The 18,465-nt window shown below is 64.6% G+C and carries 29 protein-coding genes and 1 pseudogene; 14 read left to right on the forward strand and 16 right to left on the reverse strand.

What is annotated here, in order from left to right; genetic code table 11:
- Window positions 1–9: 9 nt before the first annotated feature.
- From CRT60_RS37190 to CRT60_RS36270, 10 genes and pseudogenes are all read right to left on the reverse strand, one after another.
- Window positions 10–222: pseudogene (locus CRT60_RS37190) on the reverse strand (LexA family protein); the annotation flags it as partial.
- A gap of 140 nt (window positions 223–362) precedes the next feature.
- A complete protein-coding gene (locus CRT60_RS21915) occupies window positions 363–1,532 on the reverse strand; it encodes a DUF1376 domain-containing protein (protein ID WP_098738618.1) in 1,170 nt (389 codons plus the stop codon).
- A 5-nt stretch (window positions 1,533–1,537) separates the two neighbouring features.
- Window positions 1,538–1,759: a hypothetical protein gene (locus tag CRT60_RS21920; RefSeq protein WP_098738619.1), complete on the reverse strand. Its 222-nt coding sequence runs from the start codon at window positions 1,757–1,759 to the stop codon at window positions 1,538–1,540.
- Window positions 1,756–2,427: a DNA methyltransferase family protein gene (locus CRT60_RS21925; RefSeq protein ID WP_098738620.1), complete on the reverse strand. Its 672-nt coding sequence runs from the start codon at window positions 2,425–2,427 to the stop codon at window positions 1,756–1,758. Before CRT60_RS21925 ends, CRT60_RS21920 begins: the two co-directional genes overlap by 4 nt.
- Window positions 2,424–3,830 carry a DEAD/DEAH box helicase gene (locus CRT60_RS21930; protein WP_098738621.1) on the reverse strand — a complete coding sequence of 469 codons (1,407 nt, stop codon included), beginning with the start codon at window positions 3,828–3,830 and terminating at the stop codon, window positions 2,424–2,426. Before CRT60_RS21930 ends, CRT60_RS21925 begins: the two co-directional genes overlap by 4 nt.
- On the reverse strand, window positions 3,827–4,276 hold the full coding sequence (locus tag CRT60_RS21935) for a RusA family crossover junction endodeoxyribonuclease (protein WP_143273350.1): 450 nt from the start codon (window positions 4,274–4,276) through the stop codon (window positions 3,827–3,829). The genes CRT60_RS21930 and CRT60_RS21935 overlap by 4 nt, the downstream gene beginning before the upstream one ends.
- A gap of 5 nt (window positions 4,277–4,281) precedes the next feature.
- Entirely contained in the window at window positions 4,282–5,511 is a 1,230-nt protein-coding gene (locus CRT60_RS21940) for a hypothetical protein (protein ID WP_098738623.1), read from the reverse strand.
- A gap of 11 nt (window positions 5,512–5,522) precedes the next feature.
- Complete coding sequence (locus CRT60_RS21945) at window positions 5,523–6,029, reverse strand: hypothetical protein (RefSeq protein WP_143273351.1); 507 nt, start codon at window positions 6,027–6,029, stop codon at window positions 5,523–5,525.
- A complete protein-coding gene (locus CRT60_RS21950) occupies window positions 6,026–7,438 on the reverse strand; it encodes a helix-turn-helix transcriptional regulator (protein WP_098738625.1) in 1,413 nt (470 codons plus the stop codon). Before CRT60_RS21950 ends, CRT60_RS21945 begins: the two co-directional genes overlap by 4 nt.
- A 72-nt stretch (window positions 7,439–7,510) precedes the next feature.
- Entirely contained in the window at window positions 7,511–7,675 is a 165-nt protein-coding gene (locus tag CRT60_RS36270) for a hypothetical protein (RefSeq protein WP_161958104.1), read from the reverse strand.
- 100 nt (window positions 7,676–7,775) lie between these two features.
- Here CRT60_RS36270 and CRT60_RS21955 point away from each other — a divergent pair, with 100 nt between their 5' ends.
- The gene (locus tag CRT60_RS21955) at window positions 7,776–8,021 is read left to right on the forward strand and encodes a hypothetical protein (RefSeq protein WP_098738626.1); all 246 of its coding nucleotides are present in this window, start codon (window positions 7,776–7,778) and stop codon (window positions 8,019–8,021) included.
- Window positions 8,022–8,090: 69 nt separating this feature from the next.
- On the opposite strand, the gene CRT60_RS21960 is transcribed toward CRT60_RS21955, so the two are convergent.
- Complete coding sequence (locus tag CRT60_RS21960; protein ID WP_143273353.1) at window positions 8,091–8,444, reverse strand: hypothetical protein; 354 nt, start codon at window positions 8,442–8,444, stop codon at window positions 8,091–8,093.
- Between the two features lie 63 nt (window positions 8,445–8,507).
- On the opposite strand from CRT60_RS21960, the gene CRT60_RS21965 reads away from it, so the two are divergent.
- Window positions 8,508–8,897 (forward strand): hypothetical protein, encoded by a 390-nt coding sequence (locus CRT60_RS21965; RefSeq protein ID WP_098738628.1) that lies wholly within the window; start codon window positions 8,508–8,510, stop codon window positions 8,895–8,897.
- A 485-nt stretch (window positions 8,898–9,382) separates the two neighbouring features.
- Window positions 9,383–10,039 (forward strand): Crp/Fnr family transcriptional regulator, encoded by a 657-nt coding sequence (locus CRT60_RS21970; RefSeq protein ID WP_098738629.1) that lies wholly within the window; start codon window positions 9,383–9,385, stop codon window positions 10,037–10,039.
- 55 nt (window positions 10,040–10,094) lie between these two features.
- Here the strand turns inward: CRT60_RS21970 and CRT60_RS21975 are convergent, their stop codons facing one another.
- From CRT60_RS21975 to CRT60_RS35805, 5 genes are all read right to left on the reverse strand, one after another.
- A complete protein-coding gene (locus tag CRT60_RS21975; protein ID WP_098738630.1) occupies window positions 10,095–10,847 on the reverse strand; it encodes a DUF5131 family protein in 753 nt (250 codons plus the stop codon).
- A gap of 9 nt (window positions 10,848–10,856) precedes the next feature.
- Window positions 10,857–11,972 (reverse strand): three-Cys-motif partner protein TcmP, encoded by a 1,116-nt coding sequence (locus CRT60_RS21980; RefSeq protein ID WP_098738631.1) that lies wholly within the window; start codon window positions 11,970–11,972, stop codon window positions 10,857–10,859.
- Between the two features lie 157 nt (window positions 11,973–12,129).
- On the reverse strand, window positions 12,130–12,699 hold the full coding sequence (locus tag CRT60_RS21985) for a hypothetical protein (RefSeq protein WP_098738632.1): 570 nt from the start codon (window positions 12,697–12,699) through the stop codon (window positions 12,130–12,132).
- A gap of 67 nt (window positions 12,700–12,766) precedes the next feature.
- Complete coding sequence (locus tag CRT60_RS35800; RefSeq protein WP_143273355.1) at window positions 12,767–13,354, reverse strand: hypothetical protein; 588 nt, start codon at window positions 13,352–13,354, stop codon at window positions 12,767–12,769.
- A gap of 14 nt (window positions 13,355–13,368) precedes the next feature.
- Entirely contained in the window at window positions 13,369–13,599 is a 231-nt protein-coding gene (locus CRT60_RS35805) for a hypothetical protein (protein WP_143273357.1), read from the reverse strand.
- 419 nt (window positions 13,600–14,018) lie between these two features.
- Between CRT60_RS35805 and CRT60_RS36275 the strand changes: the two genes are divergently transcribed.
- The 11 genes from CRT60_RS36275 to CRT60_RS22040 all read left to right on the forward strand — a co-directional run bounded on the left by CRT60_RS36275 (window position 14,019) and on the right by CRT60_RS22040 (window position 18,463).
- The gene (locus CRT60_RS36275) at window positions 14,019–14,156 is read left to right on the forward strand and encodes a hypothetical protein (RefSeq protein WP_161958105.1); all 138 of its coding nucleotides are present in this window, start codon (window positions 14,019–14,021) and stop codon (window positions 14,154–14,156) included.
- 1 nt (window position 14,157) lies between these two features.
- Window positions 14,158–14,373, forward strand: coding sequence for a hypothetical protein (locus CRT60_RS21995; protein WP_098738634.1), 216 nt, complete (start codon window positions 14,158–14,160; stop codon window positions 14,371–14,373).
- Between the two features lie 660 nt (window positions 14,374–15,033).
- On the forward strand, window positions 15,034–15,240 hold the full coding sequence (locus CRT60_RS22000) for a hypothetical protein (protein WP_098738635.1): 207 nt from the start codon (window positions 15,034–15,036) through the stop codon (window positions 15,238–15,240).
- Window positions 15,240–15,500 carry a hypothetical protein gene (locus tag CRT60_RS22005; RefSeq protein ID WP_098738636.1) on the forward strand — a complete coding sequence of 87 codons (261 nt, stop codon included), beginning with the start codon at window positions 15,240–15,242 and terminating at the stop codon, window positions 15,498–15,500. The genes CRT60_RS22000 and CRT60_RS22005 overlap by 1 nt, the downstream gene beginning before the upstream one ends.
- Before the next feature lie 3 nt (window positions 15,501–15,503).
- Window positions 15,504–15,812, forward strand: coding sequence for an HNH endonuclease (locus tag CRT60_RS22010; RefSeq protein WP_098738637.1), 309 nt, complete (start codon window positions 15,504–15,506; stop codon window positions 15,810–15,812).
- On the forward strand, window positions 15,809–16,132 hold the full coding sequence (locus CRT60_RS22015; RefSeq protein WP_098738638.1) for a hypothetical protein: 324 nt from the start codon (window positions 15,809–15,811) through the stop codon (window positions 16,130–16,132). Before CRT60_RS22010 ends, CRT60_RS22015 begins: the two co-directional genes overlap by 4 nt.
- Before the next feature lie 5 nt (window positions 16,133–16,137).
- A complete protein-coding gene (locus CRT60_RS22020; RefSeq protein WP_098738639.1) occupies window positions 16,138–16,365 on the forward strand; it encodes a hypothetical protein in 228 nt (75 codons plus the stop codon).
- 14 nt (window positions 16,366–16,379) lie between these two features.
- Window positions 16,380–16,730 carry a hypothetical protein gene (locus CRT60_RS22025; protein ID WP_098738640.1) on the forward strand — a complete coding sequence of 117 codons (351 nt, stop codon included), beginning with the start codon at window positions 16,380–16,382 and terminating at the stop codon, window positions 16,728–16,730.
- Between the two features lies 1 nt (window position 16,731).
- Window positions 16,732–16,971, forward strand: a complete 240-nt coding sequence (locus CRT60_RS22030) for a hypothetical protein (protein ID WP_098738641.1) — start codon at window positions 16,732–16,734, stop codon at window positions 16,969–16,971.
- On the forward strand, window positions 16,968–17,606 hold the full coding sequence (locus CRT60_RS22035) for a 3'-5' exonuclease (protein ID WP_098738642.1): 639 nt from the start codon (window positions 16,968–16,970) through the stop codon (window positions 17,604–17,606). Before CRT60_RS22030 ends, CRT60_RS22035 begins: the two co-directional genes overlap by 4 nt.
- Entirely contained in the window at window positions 17,606–18,463 is an 858-nt protein-coding gene (locus CRT60_RS22040; RefSeq protein WP_098738643.1) for a PD-(D/E)XK nuclease family protein, read from the forward strand. The genes CRT60_RS22035 and CRT60_RS22040 overlap by 1 nt, the downstream gene beginning before the upstream one ends.
- Window positions 18,464–18,465 lie beyond the last annotated feature (2 nt).

Genomic DNA, 18,465 nt, shown 5'->3' on the forward strand with positions numbered 1-18,465 from the left:
GGTGCTGGCGATGACGCGCAATGCCCGGGCCTGGCTCGGCAGGCGCTCCAGGGCGCCGCGTTCCACCAGACATTCGATCAACCGATGCACACCCGACTTGCTGGCGAGGCCGACGGCCTTGGCCATCTCATCGAAGCTGGGCGACACGCCGCGGTGCTCACGCTGGTACCGGGCGATGAAATCCAGCAGCAGCCCCTGTTTCGGGGTGAGGCCGGTGCGGATTGGACGCTTCGGCTCTTTGGCGGCCAGCTGGGATTTCAGCCGCTCGACCTCCGCCTCCAGCACGATATTCCGGGCCTGCAACTGGCGGATCGTCCGGGCCATGGCGGCGGTGTCCTCGGTCACAGTCAGCGTTCCGGCGGTCATGCTGCGCTCCTCCCCCGTCCTGTGGCGATGGTGACCTCGACACCCCGAACCCCCAGCGCCGCCATCAGGCGGGGGGCCAGATGCTGGGCGATGCGGTCCCGGTGCATGGTGGTCGGCGCCTCGACGGTGGCGATGCCGTCGGCCGTCGTGATCCGGCAGACGAACAGCCAGGCGTGCCACTCGACCGCATCGAAGTGCCCGGCGTAGGGTTCCGGCACCGGCAGCAGCGACATGCCGCTCCGCGCCGGCCGGGCATGGGCGATGGCGGTGCGGACATCCCGGTCCAGCACGGCGCGCAGGCTGCGGGGCGCCCCGGCGTCCTTGCCGGCCAGCTGGCGGAACTGGCGGCGGACCTCATCGACCACCGCGGCGGCGGTATCGGTGGGCGACAGGCCCCGCTCGGCCCCGGCGGCGATCCAGTCGGCGATCAGCTCGCCGTCGGCTGGGCTGATGGGGCGGTCCGGCAGGTCGAACCAGCGCTCGAAGCCATCGGCGAGGCCCTGGCGGATGGCTGAAATCCCATCGTCCAGACCATCGGCCGGCCGGCCGGCTTCGTGCGCGCCCGCGGGGGGCCTGCCGCCAGCCGAGGATTCTTCGGTTTTAGATCTTAACTCCTGTCCCGTCCTGTCCTGTCCTGTCCTGTCGCGCGCAACTGTTGGGACCTCGTTACGTTGGTCGTTACGGTCGTCGTTACGTTGAACGTGACGTTCATCGTTACGTGCATCCTGAGCGGGGGTTTGACGACCATCGTTACGATCATCGTCACGTCCCTTTTTGCGGGCCTCCGTGGCCTTCTTCGTGCGGTCGTGACGTTTCAGGAGCGAGTCCCAGGCCCGCATCGCATCCTCGGCCAAGACCCGGTGATAGAGCCGGCCGTCGTTGCAAAGGATGAAGCCCCGAAGGGCCATGTCCTTGATCTTGTTCCAGCGCTGGACTGTGACCCCCGCGAAGCTCGCCAGGATGGCCGGGTTGTTCGGCAGGCTGGCCGCCGGGCGCTGCTGCCAAGCCCGGCACCAGAGGATGACGGCCGCCTTGAACTCGTCGCCGCTGGACAGCGCCAGCAGTTCGGACGATAGGACGCGGCGGGTGTCGAGCATAAAGCCGTCGAGCTTCGAGATGTCGACCTCGGCAGGCACCAGCGGATCGGGGAGGTGCTCGGTGGACATGGGTGCTACTCCGCCGCCTGGGCCGGCGCGGCTGCCGGGCTTGTGATGAGGTCAAAGTGAGAGGCGCGGGTCCTGGCTCGCTCGGCCATGCGCTCCAGCTCGTCGGCCAAGTCGTCCAGGCCGATGGCGACGGCGCTGCCACCCTTGGTGCCGGAGCGGATTAGGCAGGCCCGGGAACGGGCCACGCGGGCGGCTTCCTGCAGGCCGAGGGCGGTGTTGGTGGTCATGCAGCCACCTCATCGGCCGGCCAGTCGCTGGCGCGCTCCAGGGCCTTCCGGCAGGGCGGGATCCAGCGCAGGCGGGTGTCGGTGTTCCCTCGTGCCCACACGATCCAGGCATAGCTGGTGGCAGTGCTTGCAGTGCGGCTCAGGCGTCCCTTGACCATCGGCACGCGCTCGACGAACTGCGCGACGACGGCGGGTGGATGTTCGGTGAAGAGACGGTGACGCTCGACGCTCTCAAGGAAGGCGGTGCGCACCAGGAGGGCGACGCCGCGGTGAACGAACGGGGCCTCCAAGGCACGACGAGCAAACTGCACACCCAGCCGGAACGGCGGATTGGTGACGATCAGGTCGACGCCCTGCTTCTCTATGCAGGGGCTCTCTGACCCATACATGAGGAAATCGTCCACGCGCTCCTGGCCGGGCCAGAGATGCGAATAGTCGTGGACGTCGGAGGAGTAAACCCGGCGGAAGCGCTCCTTGAGCGGCATGACCATGGAGCCAATCCCGCAGGCAGGCTCCCAAACGGTCATGTCCTCGGTGGGGCCGAACAGCTCCCGCAGGACATGCCAACACAAGGCGCGCGTGGCCCAGGGGGGCGTCGGGAAGAAATCCAGGCTGTCGTGCGGTTCGGCGCGCTGCGCCATGACGGCGTGGCTGCGGTTCTGGCTCATGCGTACCTCCGCAATCCGTATTGCTTGGCTTGGCGAGCGGCAACGCGCTTCCTGGCATGAAAAAACCAAGCGGGTTGGCAGCCTTTCACCCGTCCGATGCGCTGGAGATCCTTGTCGGTCTCCGCCATGGCTTCCAGTTCTGGGACTGAGAACGAGTGCATATCGCGGTCAGACAGAAGCTCGATCCGCCGTACGACCACAGGCTGACGGTCCACGAACACGTAGCCGCATCTCGGAGTCGGGCATCTTTGGGTGGGGAAAACGCGCCGATGGCATTTCGGGCAGCGCACGGTCGAAGCGCTCGACTGGATAAGGCCGGACTTCAGCGACCACGTCCGGTCAGCCTCTGGCATGCCGTGGAGCTTAACGTTGTCGGCGAGGTCGATGATGCAGGCGCGCTTCTTGCTGGGGTTGATGCGCAGCACCCGGCCGGCTTGCTGCATGTAGAGCTGGGCCGACTTGGTCGGGCGCAGGAAGATGGCGCCGGCGACGACCGGGATATCGGTCCCCTCCGAGATAATCATGCAGCTGGTCAGCACCTGGATTTCGCCCGCAGCGAGATCGGCAATTGCGCGGTCGCGCTCGGCAACATCCATGTTGCCGTCGACGGAGCGGGCCTTCCATTGACCGGCGGTGAACATCTCCGCGACCCGCTGGGCATGGGCGACCGAGGTGCAGAAGATGATGGCGGGCTCAGTTGGCATCCGCGCCGCATAGGCGTTCATCGCCAGCCGCGTGACCTTGTCGTTGTTCATGGCGCGGTCAAGGTCAGCGGCGACGAAATCGCCGCGACTGATCTTCACGCCCGACAGGTCCGGGCTATACGGCGCCCAGACCTCAGCCGGGCAGAGGAAACCGGCGGCGGTCAACTCGGCCACAGACGGGCCCCGCACCACAGTTTCGAACAGGTCGCCGAGCGGCTTGCCATCGCCACGGAACGGGGTGGCGGTAACGCCGAGTCGTTGGGCATTCGGCATCGCCTCCAGCAGCGCCTGCCAGCCGGGCGCGACGGTGTGGTGCGCCTCGTCGACCACGACCAGGCGGATGGTGCGCAGCCAAGCCGCCAGCCGGCCCTTGCGCGCCTTTAGGGTGTCGATCGAGCAGACATGGACCAGGGCGGTCGGGTCGGGATCATGGTCCGGATCGACGATGGCGGCGTCGATGCCGACGGCGGCCAGCTGGCGCAGGGACTGCTGGAGCAGTTCGCGGCGGTGGACCAGGAAGACGGTGGGCCAGCCGTGATCCACCACGGTGCGGATGACGCCGCCGACCACCACGACGGTCTTGCCGCCGGCGGTGGGCAGGACGTAGAGCACGCCGCGGACGCCGCGCTCCAGGCATGCCAGGATTTCGTCAGCGTTCTTGCGCTGGTAGGGGCGGAGTTGGAGGGGAGCGTGTTTCATGCCGGTCCCCCGACCAGCTTCTGGGTGGCCTTGTAGACAGCGACCTCGACACGGGGTCGGTCCTTGTCGACGAACCCCTCCTCGATCTTCAGCCGCACCTGCCGGTCGTTGGCGATCAGGCGGGGCTCCAGGATGAAGCCGGAACCGACCTTCACTCGGCGGGTCTGGAGGGCATCATAGACAAGGCTGGCGTCCAGATCGGGACGGCGGCTGGCGTAGAAGACGCGGACATAAACCGCCACGTCGCCCTCGTAGGGTTCCGCCCGTTTTGTGACGTGCTGGCCGGCGAGCGCTTCGAACGCCAGGGCCTTGTCGCCCTTCCGCAGACGCGCCGCGCCGCCGATCTTGACGATCTCACGGCTGTTCCCCTTGGCTGCCGGTTCGCCAGGAATGACGAACCGGGCCAGGAGGTCGCCGCGCTGCCATGTGGGTTGCGGGCCGGCCATGGCGATCACACCGCCGAGCGGACATCATAGGACAGCGCCGTCGTCGGAGCCGTCAGCAGCCGGCCACGGGCCAGGGTCTTCGCGGCGTCGATCAGCTCGTCGCGGGTGACCGTCTCCAGTCGGTCGGCGAAGAAGGTATTGATCTGGTTCGCCCAGGTCTCTCCAGTCTTCGGGCCGGAGACGTCCATCAGCGGGCTGTTCGTCTCCAGATCGTAGAGGGTGTATTTTCCATCGATCTCCCAGACCTCAACGCGGCCGGCCGGCTCGTCGTCGTGGTGCTGATCGTCGCCGTCGGCTGGCGCGTCCTCCGACACGGCGTCATCCTGCTGCTCGACCTGCGCAGCTGCCGGGCGCACGAAGCGAGCGGGCTTGCCGCCTTGCGCATCCTTCAGCCCCAGCACCCACTGCGTCTTGAGAGTGCCACGACCATGCGGGCAGTCCTCGCCGAACTTGTCCTGGCTGGCGGCGTCGAAGCCGGCGAAATAGGCAGCCAGTTTGTCGGCATCCGTGACCTTTCCGCGCTTGGCGGTCGCGAGATCGGTGACGTCGGCGCCGGCGGGCTGCTCGTCGCTGTCCTGCACATCCTGCTGGTCGGCTTCCGGTCCCATCTCGGCACCGCGCGCCCTGCCCTGCTCCCACAGCCGCGCCTCGACGCTGTTCTCCGGGTGTGGGTTCATCTCCGGGCCATGGCCCAGTCGACCGGCGGAGAGCCCGTTGTTGGCGATGAAGCCGGCGTTCTCCGGCATCTCCTCGGCCGACATCAGGGCGGGGATGTCCTCCTCGACCGCCTCCGGCTCCGGCACCGACGGCGGCTCGACGTCGAAGGGGATTTCCTGATCCTGGTGCTCCTTCGCCTCCTCCGGCGCCTCGCGCTGCAAGGTGTCGCTGGCCTGTTGCAGAGCCTCCCTCACCGCCGGCTTCACCTGGGCGGTCATAAAGCCGAACAGGTCAAGCTGCACCTTGTCGCTCAACAGCGCGGCAATGGCGACCTGCAGCTTCCGGATCCGCTTCTGCCGGGCATCGTCATCGTCGAGGTGACGGATGCCGTGGCAGAGCTTGAAGATGTCGAAGTCGATGCCGGCCGCCTTCACAACCGCCTTGGCGCCGCGCACCGGCTCGCGGGCAGCTTCCAGAGCATCCTGCGCTTCGACGAGCTGGGAGGAAGCGAGCCGCAGAGAATCGGCAATATCTGTCTCGGTCAGATTGGTCGGGTTGTCTTTCGCTTTGCGGGCCACGTCTTGGCTCCTTACGGGCTGGGGGAAATCAGAGGGAAAGCGGCAGCCACACCCCGCGGCAGGACACGGTAGGCGCGCTGGGCATGGGCAGGGCAGTACGAGACGCCCGGCGCCGACGGCGCGAGGCACTTGCAGCTGTCGTCCGGCGACGGCGCGCCCTCGATCCACTGGCAGGCCTTCGCCGGGGCGGCGATGAAGCCGGGGCGGATGGCGTAGGGCCGGATCGGCCGACCATCACCGCCCTTCTCGGCGGCCAGGCGCTTCTGCTGCTGGCCGACGATGATGGCGGCGCGCGGCTTGGCCGACGGAGCGACAATGATCTCCACCGGTGCGGGGGCGACCTTCGGTGCCGGCGCAACGATCCGCGCCTTCCTCCTGACCGGACGCGGCGCGGCAGCGGCAGGATGCAGCTTTCCCACCGAAGCCGGGGGCATGCCCGGCCGGTCGGCCACATCGGCGAGGGCGACCAACATCGGATCGAACACCAGGGTCGCGGACGAAGCGCAATTCATGCTCATGCCCTCCCCGCCAGCAGCCGAACCCGGCCGCCGAATGTCTTTCGCAGTTCGGCGTGCACCAGATCGGCGAGGAGCGCGCCGGCCGAGGAAGACGGCCGGTCGACACCCAGCCGGCGCAGCGCGTCGCGCAGACCTTCCCGCTCGCGCTCGCGGATGGCCGGCTCGCCGGCGGTCCGCCCCTCCAACTCGCGCAGGCGCCAGAGGGTGTCGCGCTGCTCGGCGGTCGCGGCGGCGTCGAAGAGGAAGGCGACGAAGGGCATGCCCCAGCGGGCGTGCATCTCTTCGAGGGTGCGCATCGGCGGAAGGTTGCCGCGACGCCACCGCCAGGCGGTGATGTCGGATACCCCCCAATCGGCCATGATGCGGGTTTCGGCCGACTTCAGATCGAGGGGTTGCTCGCCCTCGAAGGCATAGGTCCGCAGCAGCCATTCGCCGAACCGGGCTCCAGCACCATGCAGATGCTTCAGCCTATGAAGGGCGCTTTCGGTGGCAGCCACACGCGATGCGGGCAAGATGTGGTCCATGACGCTATGCCCCCACCACGATGCCGAACAGCACCGCCGCCCCGGCGATGCAGACCCAGGCGTGCCGGCGCTCGCCGCGACGGGCCCAACCCAGCAGAGGCGCGAGCCAGACCAGCGGTGTCCGGTCGGCGGTCTTGAGCGTGCCGCCTGGATGCGAAGGGAGGCCGCGGAATGGGATGACACAGGGCGACCCGACATCGCCGCGCATTGCCGGGCGGTCGCCGCCGGCATCGAGGCGAGCGAATTCAGCAGCCGCCCGCTGTGTGCCCTGATGTCCGGCGGAAAGGGATGAGGGATGGCGCATGGCTTAGGCCTCCAGGCCCAGTTGCCGGCGACGATGGCCGCGTGCGTGCGGTTCCTCACGCCCAGCATCTTGAAGATTTCGGCGGTGTGGGCCTTAACCGTCCCCTCACCGATTCTCAGGGCCCTGCCGATCTGCGGGTTGGACTTGCCCTGCGCAAGCATGACGAGAACCTGCTTCTGGCGGCCGGTCAGGCGAACGGCGCCGAGGAACGTGTGGTCGATGCGGTGAACGACGAGCGGCCCTTCTTCCGGCCTCTCGGCCGGCGGTTCCGGCAAGCGGCCACCGGCGGCCAGCCCCTGCAAGGTGCAGGCATCCTCCAGGGACAGCGCGTGGAGCGGTATATCGGCGCGGATGGTGACGACGCCGTCACGGATGATGATCAGGTCGCCGAGCGAGTTGATCGCGAAGGACGCCAGCAGGCCGACCAGATACGCGCGCTCGTAATCCGCGAGGCCGCTGCCCTGCGCGGAAGGGGTGGCGCGACCGTCGCCGTTCTGCCAATTGGAGAAGGGGCGTTCGCCCTTCGTGAACTGGACGACGCTGGCCTCTCTGGGGTAAGAATGGCTGTGGGAATTGAGCATCTCGGTTCCTCATTGCGATTACGGAAGCCGGCGCGGGTGGGGATCTGCGGCCGGCTTTCGTGCGTTCAGGGGTCAGGTTTCGACGGCGTCGCAGACGGCGACGTAGGTCAGGAAGGCCGCGCCGATGATCGACGGGACGGCCAGAATGAAGGCCTCCCAGGCACCGATTGCCGCCGACGCCATGGCGAGCAGCAGAAGCGCGTGGGTCAGAGAGAGGGTCAGGGCGAGGTCGCGCATCAGGTGATCCTCCGCTCGCTGGAATGGATGCGGGCGGCCATGACAGCCACCCGCGCCCTTGCTACCGTGGGAGTTGCAAGACACACCGCGGAGCAAAGCTATGGACGACGAGCAAGCCGAACTGATCGAACTCGAAGGGCGAGCGACCGCCAGCTTGTTTCTCGCCGTGGAAATCTGGTCCGGCTTGGCGCGGTGCGGCATCCTGACCAAGGAGCAGGCCCGTGAAATCATGGATTCTGCCCTCCTTCGCCTGGAGACGCTTCACGCCGCCGATGGTCCTGCCGCACGCGGAACCGCGCGGGCACGCGACCTGCTGGAGAGGCTCGTCTCTCGACAATCGCGTTGAACTCCTCGGCGATCTCGCCGAGGGCAGCATCGATGGCAGCCGGAGGGCAGAGGCGGGATGCGTTGCGCATCAGGCGGCCCGCCCTTCGGGGTGGGACGTATCCGATTTACGGCGCCCAGCCCGCGCCCGGCAGGGTTCTGCGGCTGGTGCGGTAGGGAGAACGTCAGGACGATCAACGCCGACGGGCCACTCCAGATCGGAGGGCCAATGATCGGCGAACCACTGCTTGAGGCGCAGATAGACGTCCACCGAGCACGAGCCACCGGAGCTGATGCGCTTGAAGAACGATCCATCGTTCATCGCGCGGGTCGCAACACGGGCCTCAGACACCCCCATCGCGGAAGCATACTGAGCGGCGAGCGTGGAGAGCTGAGTTCTGTAATCCATGGCGGACAGAATGCGGGAAATTTCCCGCGTGGTCAAGCGCGCTTTCCCGCGTTCGTTCCCGCGTTCACGGATTGTGAACACGCGGGCAGTATCCCGCATATGTCGGATACGTTCTTCGACCGCATCGAGCGGCGGCTAATTGCTACCGGACAGACTGAAGAGGCCGCCAGCAAACGGGCTGGGCGGAACCGCGGTTATATCCGTGACCTGAAGCGTAAAAAGAGCGTACCCAATTCTAAGAACATTGCCGGGCTCGCGGTGGCACTGGAGTGCAGCAGCGAATATCTGCTCGGCATTATGGAAGACCCCGGCGCCCCACCAGTGGCCAAGGTGACTGAGGTCGTAGAGGGCGAGTCGCCGATTACTGATGACGAGCGCCTACTGATCACGATTTATCGCGCTCTTCCCGAGGAGGATAAAAAGTGGATATGGCAGCAGGTTCTCCGTGAGGCGGAGAAGGCAGGCATCGCAGTTGGTGACGCCGAATAGCGCCGGCCATGATAGAGGCCACCGCCCGCGGCGGCAGCTTCCTCAAGACGCTGAGCAGCCTCTTTTCGTCCTCTGACAGTTCCACGTCTCTCCCCGTTGCCGTCATCCAGGCATCTAAAATGAGAACATGTTAGGAACATTCACTCAACAGTTCATACCGCGAACTTCTTAAAAGAGTTCGCCCAGCGCTTGCTGTTGTGCTCCCGTTGGCCGCTGATGCTGCCCCAGGTCCGTTCACAGAGACAGGCCGGCAAGATTGCCCTGGAAGCAACTTTCTTCCCGCACATGCGCCACCAAGCCATTTGCCGGTAAAGAGTTTCTACCGGAATGCATACGGGGATACTCCAATTGCCCACCACCCCATCCGGCGCAGATCTTAGGGTGAAAGGAGAAGCGGGCGCTACCAAAAGGAGCGACTCATTTGATTCACTTCGGCTGAAAAATTTTGAAACGAAATGCGACGTGCACCGCGACAAAATTGATGAATGCTAACATCCGATCACGTCCAGGCCTTTCAAAACTGCCCGTTCTTTTCAGATCTTGCCGGAATGCCCATGTGGCGACTCGTTGACACCGCGGAGGTGCGACACTTTCGCCGGGGGCAGGTGGTTTTCCGTCAGGGTGATCCTGGTGGCTCGATCTTCGTCATCGTCGCCGGTCAGCTGTCGGTGACCAAGAGCGCGCCCAGCCGCGTGCTGCGCCTCGCACTGCTGGAGCCGCCGGCAGCAGTGGGTGAGATCGGCGTGGTCGATGACAAGCCGCGCACCGCCACAGTGACGGCCGTCACGGATTCCGTGCTGCTGGAGCTGACGCGCGCTGCCGTGTTCGCGGCCTGGGACGATTATCCTGAGGGGATGAAGTCGGCCCTGTTCGCCCTGGCCGCCATCGCGCGGAAATCGGCGGAGTGGGAAACGGCGGCACTGATGGACGTTGGCGCCCGGATCGCCCGGCTGCTGCTGGCACTCGGCGATGCTTCCGGGCATGTGGCACACAGCCAAGTGGAGCTGGCCGACATGCTGGGCCTGCACCGCGGCCAGATCAGCAAGCACCTGACGGAGTTCCGGCGGCTTGGCTATCTCGCGAAGACGCCAGGCCGGATTACGATCATCAGCCGCGCCGGGCTGGCGCGGGAGGGTGGCTGATTGCAGGCACAAAAAAGCCCGCCGGCCGGGTGGCGGGCGGGCTAGAGCTTCTCGCTTACAGCGAGGCTCTGACCTCAGGATATTCGTCCCAGGTACGGCCCCGCAACTCGCGTCCCGCTGCCTTCTTGTTAGTTCCACCCCATTGCTTGAAGAAGAAGGCGACGTTCTGTTCCTGACATGCCTCCAGCAGATCGTCGACCCAAACCTGCTCCATCGGCCGAGCAGCCGGACCGGACTCGCCACCAACGATAGCCCAGTGAATGCCCTCAAGGTTCGGATTTGGGATTGCGCCAATCAGCGGTTCGAATGAAACGAAACGCACGGCCGCTACTGTCTCACGCAGGTGATCCAGTCGGAACTCGTAATCAGCGCTTTCCACGCTGGTGCCGAGCCAGACGTTCGGCAGCACCGGAAGAGATTTCGAAAGCTCGGCCATTCGTTCCGGCCTCTTGGTCAGGATCTGGTAGGTATGGCGCCGCGTGCCAGCCATCGTGTGCCAGATGCGCCGGATCGCCTCTTCCGGCACTGCCTCGTGGAATAGATCGGACATGCTGTTGACGAAGACGCGGCGTGGAGACCGCCAGTCCAGAGGCGCCAAAATTGCCTTCTCATCGACAGCGATCTTCCCAGTCCAGACATCACGGCGACCGGAACGGCGCGTCGTACCGACGTATTTTTCCTGCCCCATTTTCTCAAGCCGTGCGGCCATCCGCATGGCATAGCAATTGGTACAGCCTGGGGAGATCACCGTACATCCAGCGATCGGGTTCCAGGTTGCGTCAGTCCATTCGATCGAGCTGTCTGCCATGTGCGGCCTCTATAGGAACGTCACCGAAACATCGTCACCAAAAGTTCTTTGCCCTTTGCGCATCGGCCGGTCGACCGCGGCTGGACGGGCAATTATCCGGCCGGCCCCCTCCAGCTGGCGCAACGCTTCCTTATAGTTACGCGATATATATGGGGTGTCTACATGATGCTGTCTATAGATTTCTACCATCTTCAAAGTTCTTCCGGCAAAGCATTGACATAGATCGTCGGCGAGCCCATCCAAGGGACGAGCCAGAGAAAAGAGCAATGGGGTCGCAGCGTCGGCTGGTGAATACGCAAATGAAGCAATACCTTGATCTTCGGTAGATGATTCCGTAGCCATTATCTCTTTCATGATCTCATATCCGAGAACATGCTTTGAGACGAATATCAAGCAATGCGACAAGCGAGCTCCAGTCTCGCTGCGGAATCGGAACGGAAGGACATATGTTCCTCCCATTTCCTTGATCGATTGCGCAATCGCTTCAATAACAAGAGCCTCGCGCTTGGCAGGGACCTGCCCCTGTACTGATGCACGCAACTGCGCAGCACGGGTTGGCCCAAAAAGCGCCTCCATATGGGATTCAACAAGAATGTTTGAAATTCCTGCATTGATTCGATTGTAATTAAAAAATAGAACGCAGTCACAGCCCCAATCCTTGATAACCCCGTTAATGATTTTCTGCGAAAGTCCTTTGTAACCGAATGGGTCAACGAAGCTAAAGCTGGGGACGAGTTTTGTCTTTGCCAGCATATCAGCAATGCTCTCATCCACATTTTGGTTATGAACCGTAGGCTTAAATTTTAGGAGGCCGATGTCCTTCAGTTTTTCAATTTCCTCAAAGAGGGTGTCAGCTGTCGCCTTGTCCCCTTCGTTGAAAACTGTGACCAGAAGATTGCGGAGCTGTGGATCTGCGATGGCTGTTTCCAGAACCATCAGGGGTGTCGAGGCCGCTCCATCCTTGTATCTCCCTGGGCCAGCATAGAGATCAATATAAGCCATCTTCCCATGGTGCGTTCTTGCGCTGGGCGCGATAATCTTTGCCCATACTTTGAAGTATTTACTTACTATACGCGCCTTAACTTCTGACTGGTCGCTTCTTTCTTCAAAGAACTTCTGAGCCACTTATATTCTCCGGATATCAGTCTATAAGACGTGTTGGTTTTTTTAGACGTTGCTTACAACTTCATCTGCAAGGATCAGTTGCTCGACCAGCAGTTCCAGGGCGGCGACGCAGGCAGTGAGGTCCGTCATCACAAGGTCCCTGGGATCGTGCCGCGCATCACAGAGCGGCCTTCTCGACGAACGTCAGATAAGACATGTTCATCGGCTCCGGCTTCTCCCGCTTGTCGAAACGAACCATCGCGGTATCGCCATCCACCGCCTCGATCTCACCTTCCCCGAAGCTCGGATGGCGGACGCGCGAGCCGACGAGGACGTCTCCATTCTTCGGTATCGGTCGCACTTGGAATTCGGTGCCGCACCGCATGCACTTCGTAGCGGCGGCTGAAGCCAACGCGTAGCACTTCGAGCACGTCTTCGTCGCATCGGCTATCGTCGCACGCGGCTGCGTATCGCTGCTGTCAGAGATCGGCGCCGGCCGTTGTGAAACCGGCGGCAAGGTGCGCGGCGCGTTCGCAGCGATAGTTGTCCCAAGCCGGTCGACCGCATCTCGGACCGCTGCCAACCCGATCAGGATGCACCCGGTCATGAACAGCAGCCCAGAGCCAATCAGGCCATTACTTTGCCGGCTCAATAATCCGATGTTCTCAACCCGGCTCCCGATCCCAGTTGAAACGCTGGTGTCCATCGCCAATGCCGCAAGCAGGCCGAACAGTCCCAGCAGGATCATGGCAAAACCACTGCCTCGCATGTCACAAACTCCCCAAGATGGCGCGGCGGCGTTCAGAATAGACGGCTCAATCGAAGGGGGTCGTTACTTTCCTTGATGGCTCTCCAAATGGATTGGCGTTCGGCTCGTACGTGTTCAGGCACGACAAAAGAATTGCTAATGCTTTTCTGCTCCCCAACAGACCTAAGGTCATGGACTTATTTCCGATCTTAAAATCCATCTTTGATCCACCTGAAAAGAACTCACCAAACCCAGCTTCGTATGAAATATGAATTACAACACCATTCGTGCTATAGACAAAAGCCTTACCATTCCAAACTTTTCCATCGATATTAATTTTTGCCCCATATTCATCGCCCTTATTCAGAGACCATGTGTTGCTATCCAAGAATAATCTGTATCCACTTTTCCCTGCCAAAATCGTAAGAACTTCAGGGCCATCTTTACTCAATATTTCCATTCCACAGTGACCAAATGCACCGTTGTCCGCAAAATAAGCGTAAATAGACCACGATCCAGATCGACTGTAATCAATAGTTCTCGCGGATGCTGAACTCACAAAATATAGCGGAAGTGAAAGGCCGATAGCGGCCGCATAAAGTAACTTTCCAACCGACATGCCAGATTCCGCATTTCTATCGATATGCATGCCCATGCCGCTTCCTCATATCACCGGCAGTTCAGCCCGTAGCAGGGCGTCCTCTGCTGGCTGCCGTACCCGTTGTACGGGTTCGTCGGAACCGCATACGGGTTCACCGTCCCGGCCTGCCCCGTGTAGGGATTGACGTTCCCGCGGGTCGAGTAATTGTCGAACGGGTTGTCGTTGCGCGGCGTGCTGAGGTGAGGCTGCACATAGGTGCCGTCACGCCGGACATATCCCCTGGTGTAGGTATCCGCCATTGCGGCCGAACTGACTAGGATAAGCCCCGCTGCTACAATCCATTTCCGCACTTTTCTATCCTCCAAAAACCGAAGCGCGAACGCTGCCTGCCCAGCGCAACCGCATTATGGCAAGGCAGTCGACGCAGGAAAATGCGGGAAAGTTCCCGCACAGCTCTTGACGCGGGAAATTTCCCGCATTACTGTTTCATCCATACCCCACCCGGAGCCGCCCGATGCACCCCCGCCCCGCATCCACACTGTCAAAGATGCCCCACCTCGATTTCGTGGCGCTCAATGCGCGCCTTTGGGATGCGGGCCGCAGCGATCTCCAGCGCCGTCTGTCAGCCGTTTACCGCGATCAGGTGATCGACGAAGCGCTCCCGGCTGACATCGCTGCGATAACTCATCCCCGCCCCGCCATGGACCCCCGCCCCGCCATGGACCCCCGCCCCGACGACGAGATCGCCCGCTCCCAAAGCCGAGAGGTGATGCGCCGCGACCAGCCGACGCACCAGATCGACCAGCGCAGCGACAGGCTGGCGCTGGGCGAGGCGGTGAAGCGGATGGGGGTGTGAGATGGCCAGCAAAGCTGAAATCGCCTGGATTTACCGCAACCGCGATGGCCTGCCTGCCGAGATCAAGGCGCACAACTACGGCGTCACGATCCGCCGGGCGCGCGGCGATAGCTGGGAAGCCCCGGAGAACCAGTACCGCTGCCTTGCCACCGAAATGGAAGCGCCGGCCATCCAGGCTGAGGTAAGCGCAATCCAGGCCGAATTGTCGGCCGCCTGAGTTTCGCGGTTCGCCGCGTCCACCTGCCCTGCGCCCGGCGGCGCATGGCGTTTCCTCCACCTCCCTTGCCGCCGGGGCTTCCCCCAGCCCCGGCGGTCTTTCTCTCGGCCCGTTACCCGCCCTGCCCGGCGGGTCGGGCTTTCGGCAGTGAGAGGCCCGGTAATGCAAACCCCCAGCGTGACCGTCCCCCGGTCAAACGGGCCTCTAACCCCTCAACCAACCGAAGAAAGGAAGTCTCGGCAGTAGGAGTGGGAACCAGCGGGCGGCCTTGGCCGGACGCCCGCAACCTCAGAGCCCCTTACCCAGCGATGGGTGGGGCTTGAGGCCGTAGAGGGAGACGCCGAAGGCGAAGCCGGCCTGATCAACCGGGCGACACCAGCGCGGCGCTATCGCAGGCACCCGGTACTTAATCGGGCGAGCCAGGATCAACAGGGCGGTGCGTCCTGCCGCGAGCCGGGGTAGCAGCCGGCCCTTTCAGTCTCAACCCCGCTCCCGGCTCTGCAGGCTGGGGCGGGGTCGAGGCAGTAGAGGGATGCCGCGGCACACAGCCGCCCCGAGCCGCAGAGGTGGCGACAGGGCGAACCAGCTGGCCGGCGTCGGCGCCTGAGATTGATGGCCGGCTCCCTCGCCCCATTCCACCGCATGAGCGGAGCATTCCCGATGCGTCGTACCTCCCTCACCCGTCTCCAGCTGCAGGTCGAACTCTTCAACGTCGACAACCCGCCCGGCACCCCCGTCCTGCACCGCCCGCTGACCGGAACGGCCACGGAGACCATCACCGCGAGCCGGGCCAGCCTCTACGGCCGCACTCCGGTCGTCCACCTGATGGGTGCCGGCCGCGTCCCTCTCAGCGACGTGGTGCGGTAATGCCCCTCCCCATCACCCTCGCCCACATCCCCCTGGGCGCCTCCGGACTGGCGCTGACCATCAACTCGGGCATCGCCGCGGTGATCGACGACGGCATCGCCCTGGACGCTGCCGCCGGCCTCACCGACGAGCAGGCCGAGGCGCTGATAGCCGATGCCCGTCGCTGGATTCTGCTGGGGCCCGTCGAGGCGATGAACTGGTTTGGCCCGGCGCTGAACCGGGCGCGGCAGGCGCAGCCCCGGCTGCTGGCGGCGGAGTGAGCCATGGAACCGCCGTCGCCGATCACGCTGGACGCCGAAAAGCGAGCGAAGCGGAAACGCAGCAAGCGCATTCGCCAAATCAAAAAGATAGTCGAGCGGGACGGCGACGCTTGCTTCTTCTGCGGTCGGTCACTCGGTGACGACATCACCATCGAGCATCTGGTGCCCATCACCCACGGCGGCCCCGACCACCGATCCAACCTCGTCCTCGCGCATCATGCATGCAACCAGCGCGCCGACCATCTGTCGGTCGCGGAGAAGGTGCGGCTGCGCGAGGAGATGCACCGTCAGCCCGAAGAGTTCGCGGTATGAACGCTCGCCCCGTCACCTCCGCCCAGCTGAACGACCTGCACGCCCGCAACCTGCCCGACCGGCAGTTCCGGCGCGAGGTCTGCGCCCTGGAGCACGGCGCCGACGCGCTGCGGCTGCTGGACCTCCGGAACCGGCGCGACATGACGGCCGGCCTCTGCAAGCAGGCGCTCATCGCCGCCCGTCTGCGGCTCCGCGACGGGAGCCTCCAGCCCTACCAGCTCCGGACGCTGACGCAGGCCTTCCAGCAGTGGCAGGCCGCCGTGTCGGAACTGGCCGAATTTCAATCCCGCCGGCCGTCCGTGCCGGCCGCTGCGGAGTGACGCCCATGGCCGAGATAAAGCCCTTCTACTTGGTGCTGCGCGACGACGACGAGCGGCTGAGGCGTCACGCCTCCTATCGGATCGCCTCCGACGAAGCGGTCCGGTTGGCAAGGCAGCATCCCGAGCACGCCTTCGTGGTGGTCCAGACCACCGAAGTGGTCGGACCCATCATGCCCACCGTGAAGCCGCGCCGCCTCATACCGCAGGACGCACCAGACGAAATCCCGTTTTAACAAGGTCGAGCGCAATGGCCACACTTAACGCCACCGTCACCGGCCGGGACGAATTGACCGTCCTGCCCTACCGGGTCGTCACCACCGAAGGCTTCCGCCGGGTCCGCGGCTGGGTCTGGCAGAGCTGCGGCATCCGCCGGGACCGGGAAAAGCGCCGCATCGTCATCGACCATCTGCCGACCGGCGCCCTGATCGGCGTGGCCCCCGATGTCGAATCCGCCCTGCGCGCCGTCACCGACCTCGACCCGCTGCTGGACGGCAACGCCACCGCCGGCGGCCACGCTCTGACGCCCACCATCCGGGCCGTCCTGCTGCGCCACTGCATCGCCCTTCCGGATCCGGTGCTGATCGAGGAGGCCGCCTGAGATGGCCAGCCCCTACACCCTCACGCCCTCGGACGAGACCGCATACGGCACGCTGATCCACCTCCACGGCCGCGTGCTGCTGATCACCGGCATTTCGTCCGATTCCCCCGCCCAGCACAACCGCCTCGCCGAGCTGATGGTCGGCGTGCTGTCCCGCCTCACCCCGGCCGAGCAGGCCGAACTCGACGCCATCGTCGGCGCGCACGAAGCGTGCTGGACCCAGGAGACGCCCGCGCCATGAAGACGCTTCTCTTCTACGACACCGAAACCACCGGCCTGCCGGATTTCAAGGCGCCCTCGGACGCCGCGCACCAGCCGCACATCACGCAGATCGCCGCCCTGCTGACCGACGAAACCGGCAACAAGCTGGCCAGCCTCGACCTGCTGGTGCGTCCCGACGGCTGGACCATCCCGCCCGACCTGCAGGAACTGACCGGGATCACCATGGACCGGGCCGAGCAGGGGGGGGTGTCTGAGATGGTGGCGCTGTCCGCCTTCGAGGCCCTGTGGCGCCGCGCCTCGCTGCGCATCGCCCACAATGAGAGCTTCGACGCCCGCATCCTGCGGATCGGCTTCAAGCGGTTCGCCGGCATCTGCCATCCGGACGAGTGGAAGGGCGGTCCTGCCGCCTGCACCCAGGTCCTATCCACCCCGATCCTGAAGCTGCCGCCGACCGAGAAGATGAAGGCGGCCGGCCGGAACCACCACAAGAGCGCCAACCTGCGCGAGGCCTACGAGTTCTTCACCGGCAAGCCGCTGTCCGGCGCCCACAACGCCATGATCGACGTGATGGGGGTGAAGGCGGTGTGGTTCGCCATCCAGGAACGCAGCGCGGTCCCGGTGCCGGCCGGCACTGATCTGGCGGAGGCGGTCTGATGAACGCCCCCTCCCGCGCCCCCACCATCGTCCACTCATCCTCCCTGTCCGGCTATCCCGATTGCCCGCGCCGCGCCGCCGCCAAGCTGTTCGTGGCGGAGATCGCCGCGGCCGGCTTTGACCTGCGCGACCTGCCCTCCAACGTCGGCGCCGCCGTCGGCACCGGGGTCCACGCCGCCGCGGCGCTGATCCTGAAGGAGAAGGCCGCCACCGGCAGCCTGCCGCCGGTCGACGTCGCCACCGACGCGGCCATCGAGGAGTTGCGCCGCGCCGCCGAGCCGGGCATCACCTATGACCGCGAGACCCCGGCGCTGAACGAGGCCGAACAGCAGGCCAGGCGCATGGTGATGGTCTACCGGCACCAGATCGCCCCCGACGTTCAGCCCCTGATCGTCGAGGAGCGGCTGGAGGCGCAGGTCACGCCCGACATCATCCTGTCCGGCCAGTCCGACGTCATCGCCCGCGAGCCCGGCCGCATCCGCGACCTGAAGGGCGGCAAGACAATGGGCTGCCACGCGCCGCAGATCGGCTCCTACAGCCTGCTCGCCCGCTCCAACGGGATCGACGTGGCGGAAGCGTGCGTCGACTGGATTCAGCGCGTGCCGCTGAAAAAGCCCCAGCCCGACGCCGCGGTCCACCGGTACGACGTCGCCACCGCGGAGACGGCCGCGGTCAACGTGCTGCGCCACATCGAGGGCGACCTGACGACCTTCCGCCACGGCGATCCGGAACGGCACCTGCTGCCGGGCGACCCCTGGGCGTTCGTCGCCAACCCCTCTTCCAAACTCTGCTCGGCGAAATGGTGCCCGGCCCACGGGACCGCTTTCTGCCGCGAACACGCCGCCATCGAGGAGTGAAC

The organism is Azospirillum palustre (assembly GCF_002573965.1).
Lineage (GTDB): Bacteria > Pseudomonadota > Alphaproteobacteria > Azospirillales > Azospirillaceae > Azospirillum > Azospirillum palustre.

What these genes read in the sequence shown, in the direction of transcription:
- CRT60_RS35805 (WP_143273357.1), bottom strand. Translation starts at nt 13,599, where the DNA reads ATGGCGGATACCTACACCAGGGGATATGTCCGGCGTGACGGCACCTAT.
- CRT60_RS22020 (WP_098738639.1), top strand. Translation starts at nt 16,138, where the DNA reads ATGGCCGAGATAAAGCCCTTCTACTTGGTGCTGCGCGACGACGACGAG.
- CRT60_RS22005 (WP_098738636.1), top strand. Translation starts at nt 15,240, where the DNA reads ATGCCCCTCCCCATCACCCTCGCCCACATCCCCCTGGGCGCCTCCGGA.
- CRT60_RS21935 (WP_143273350.1), bottom strand. Translation starts at nt 4,276, where the DNA reads ATGGCCGGCCCGCAACCCACATGGCAGCGCGGCGACCTCCTGGCCCGG.
- CRT60_RS21975 (WP_098738630.1), bottom strand. Translation starts at nt 10,847, where the DNA reads ATGGCAGACAGCTCGATCGAATGGACTGACGCAACCTGGAACCCGATC.
- CRT60_RS22025 (WP_098738640.1), top strand. Translation starts at nt 16,380, where the DNA reads ATGGCCACACTTAACGCCACCGTCACCGGCCGGGACGAATTGACCGTC.
- CRT60_RS22030 (WP_098738641.1), top strand. Translation starts at nt 16,732, where the DNA reads ATGGCCAGCCCCTACACCCTCACGCCCTCGGACGAGACCGCATACGGC.
- CRT60_RS22040 (WP_098738643.1), top strand. Translation starts at nt 17,606, where the DNA reads ATGAACGCCCCCTCCCGCGCCCCCACCATCGTCCACTCATCCTCCCTG.
- CRT60_RS21945 (WP_143273351.1), bottom strand. Translation starts at nt 6,029, where the DNA reads ATGAGCATGAATTGCGCTTCGTCCGCGACCCTGGTGTTCGATCCGATG.
- CRT60_RS21985 (WP_098738632.1), bottom strand. Translation starts at nt 12,699, where the DNA reads ATGATCCTGCTGGGACTGTTCGGCCTGCTTGCGGCATTGGCGATGGAC.
- CRT60_RS22000 (WP_098738635.1), top strand. Translation starts at nt 15,034, where the DNA reads ATGCGTCGTACCTCCCTCACCCGTCTCCAGCTGCAGGTCGAACTCTTC.
- CRT60_RS21965 (WP_098738628.1), top strand. Translation starts at nt 8,508, where the DNA reads ATGTCGGATACGTTCTTCGACCGCATCGAGCGGCGGCTAATTGCTACC.
- CRT60_RS21950 (WP_098738625.1), bottom strand. Translation starts at nt 7,438, where the DNA reads ATGCTCAATTCCCACAGCCATTCTTACCCCAGAGAGGCCAGCGTCGTC.
- CRT60_RS21995 (WP_098738634.1), top strand. Translation starts at nt 14,158, where the DNA reads ATGGCCAGCAAAGCTGAAATCGCCTGGATTTACCGCAACCGCGATGGC.
- CRT60_RS21915 (WP_098738618.1), bottom strand. Translation starts at nt 1,532, where the DNA reads ATGTCCACCGAGCACCTCCCCGATCCGCTGGTGCCTGCCGAGGTCGAC.
- CRT60_RS36270 (WP_161958104.1), bottom strand. Translation starts at nt 7,675, where the DNA reads ATGCGCGACCTCGCCCTGACCCTCTCTCTGACCCACGCGCTTCTGCTG.
- CRT60_RS22010 (WP_098738637.1), top strand. Translation starts at nt 15,504, where the DNA reads ATGGAACCGCCGTCGCCGATCACGCTGGACGCCGAAAAGCGAGCGAAG.
- CRT60_RS35800 (WP_143273355.1), bottom strand. Translation starts at nt 13,354, where the DNA reads ATGGGCATGCATATCGATAGAAATGCGGAATCTGGCATGTCGGTTGGA.
- CRT60_RS21970 (WP_098738629.1), top strand. Translation starts at nt 9,383, where the DNA reads ATGCTAACATCCGATCACGTCCAGGCCTTTCAAAACTGCCCGTTCTTT.
- CRT60_RS21925 (WP_098738620.1), bottom strand. Translation starts at nt 2,427, where the DNA reads ATGAGCCAGAACCGCAGCCACGCCGTCATGGCGCAGCGCGCCGAACCG.
- CRT60_RS21920 (WP_098738619.1), bottom strand. Translation starts at nt 1,759, where the DNA reads ATGACCACCAACACCGCCCTCGGCCTGCAGGAAGCCGCCCGCGTGGCC.
- CRT60_RS21955 (WP_098738626.1), top strand. Translation starts at nt 7,776, where the DNA reads ATGGACGACGAGCAAGCCGAACTGATCGAACTCGAAGGGCGAGCGACC.
- CRT60_RS36275 (WP_161958105.1), top strand. Translation starts at nt 14,019, where the DNA reads ATGGACCCCCGCCCCGACGACGAGATCGCCCGCTCCCAAAGCCGAGAG.
- CRT60_RS22015 (WP_098738638.1), top strand. Translation starts at nt 15,809, where the DNA reads ATGAACGCTCGCCCCGTCACCTCCGCCCAGCTGAACGACCTGCACGCC.
- CRT60_RS21930 (WP_098738621.1), bottom strand. Translation starts at nt 3,830, where the DNA reads ATGAAACACGCTCCCCTCCAACTCCGCCCCTACCAGCGCAAGAACGCT.
- CRT60_RS22035 (WP_098738642.1), top strand. Translation starts at nt 16,968, where the DNA reads ATGAAGACGCTTCTCTTCTACGACACCGAAACCACCGGCCTGCCGGAT.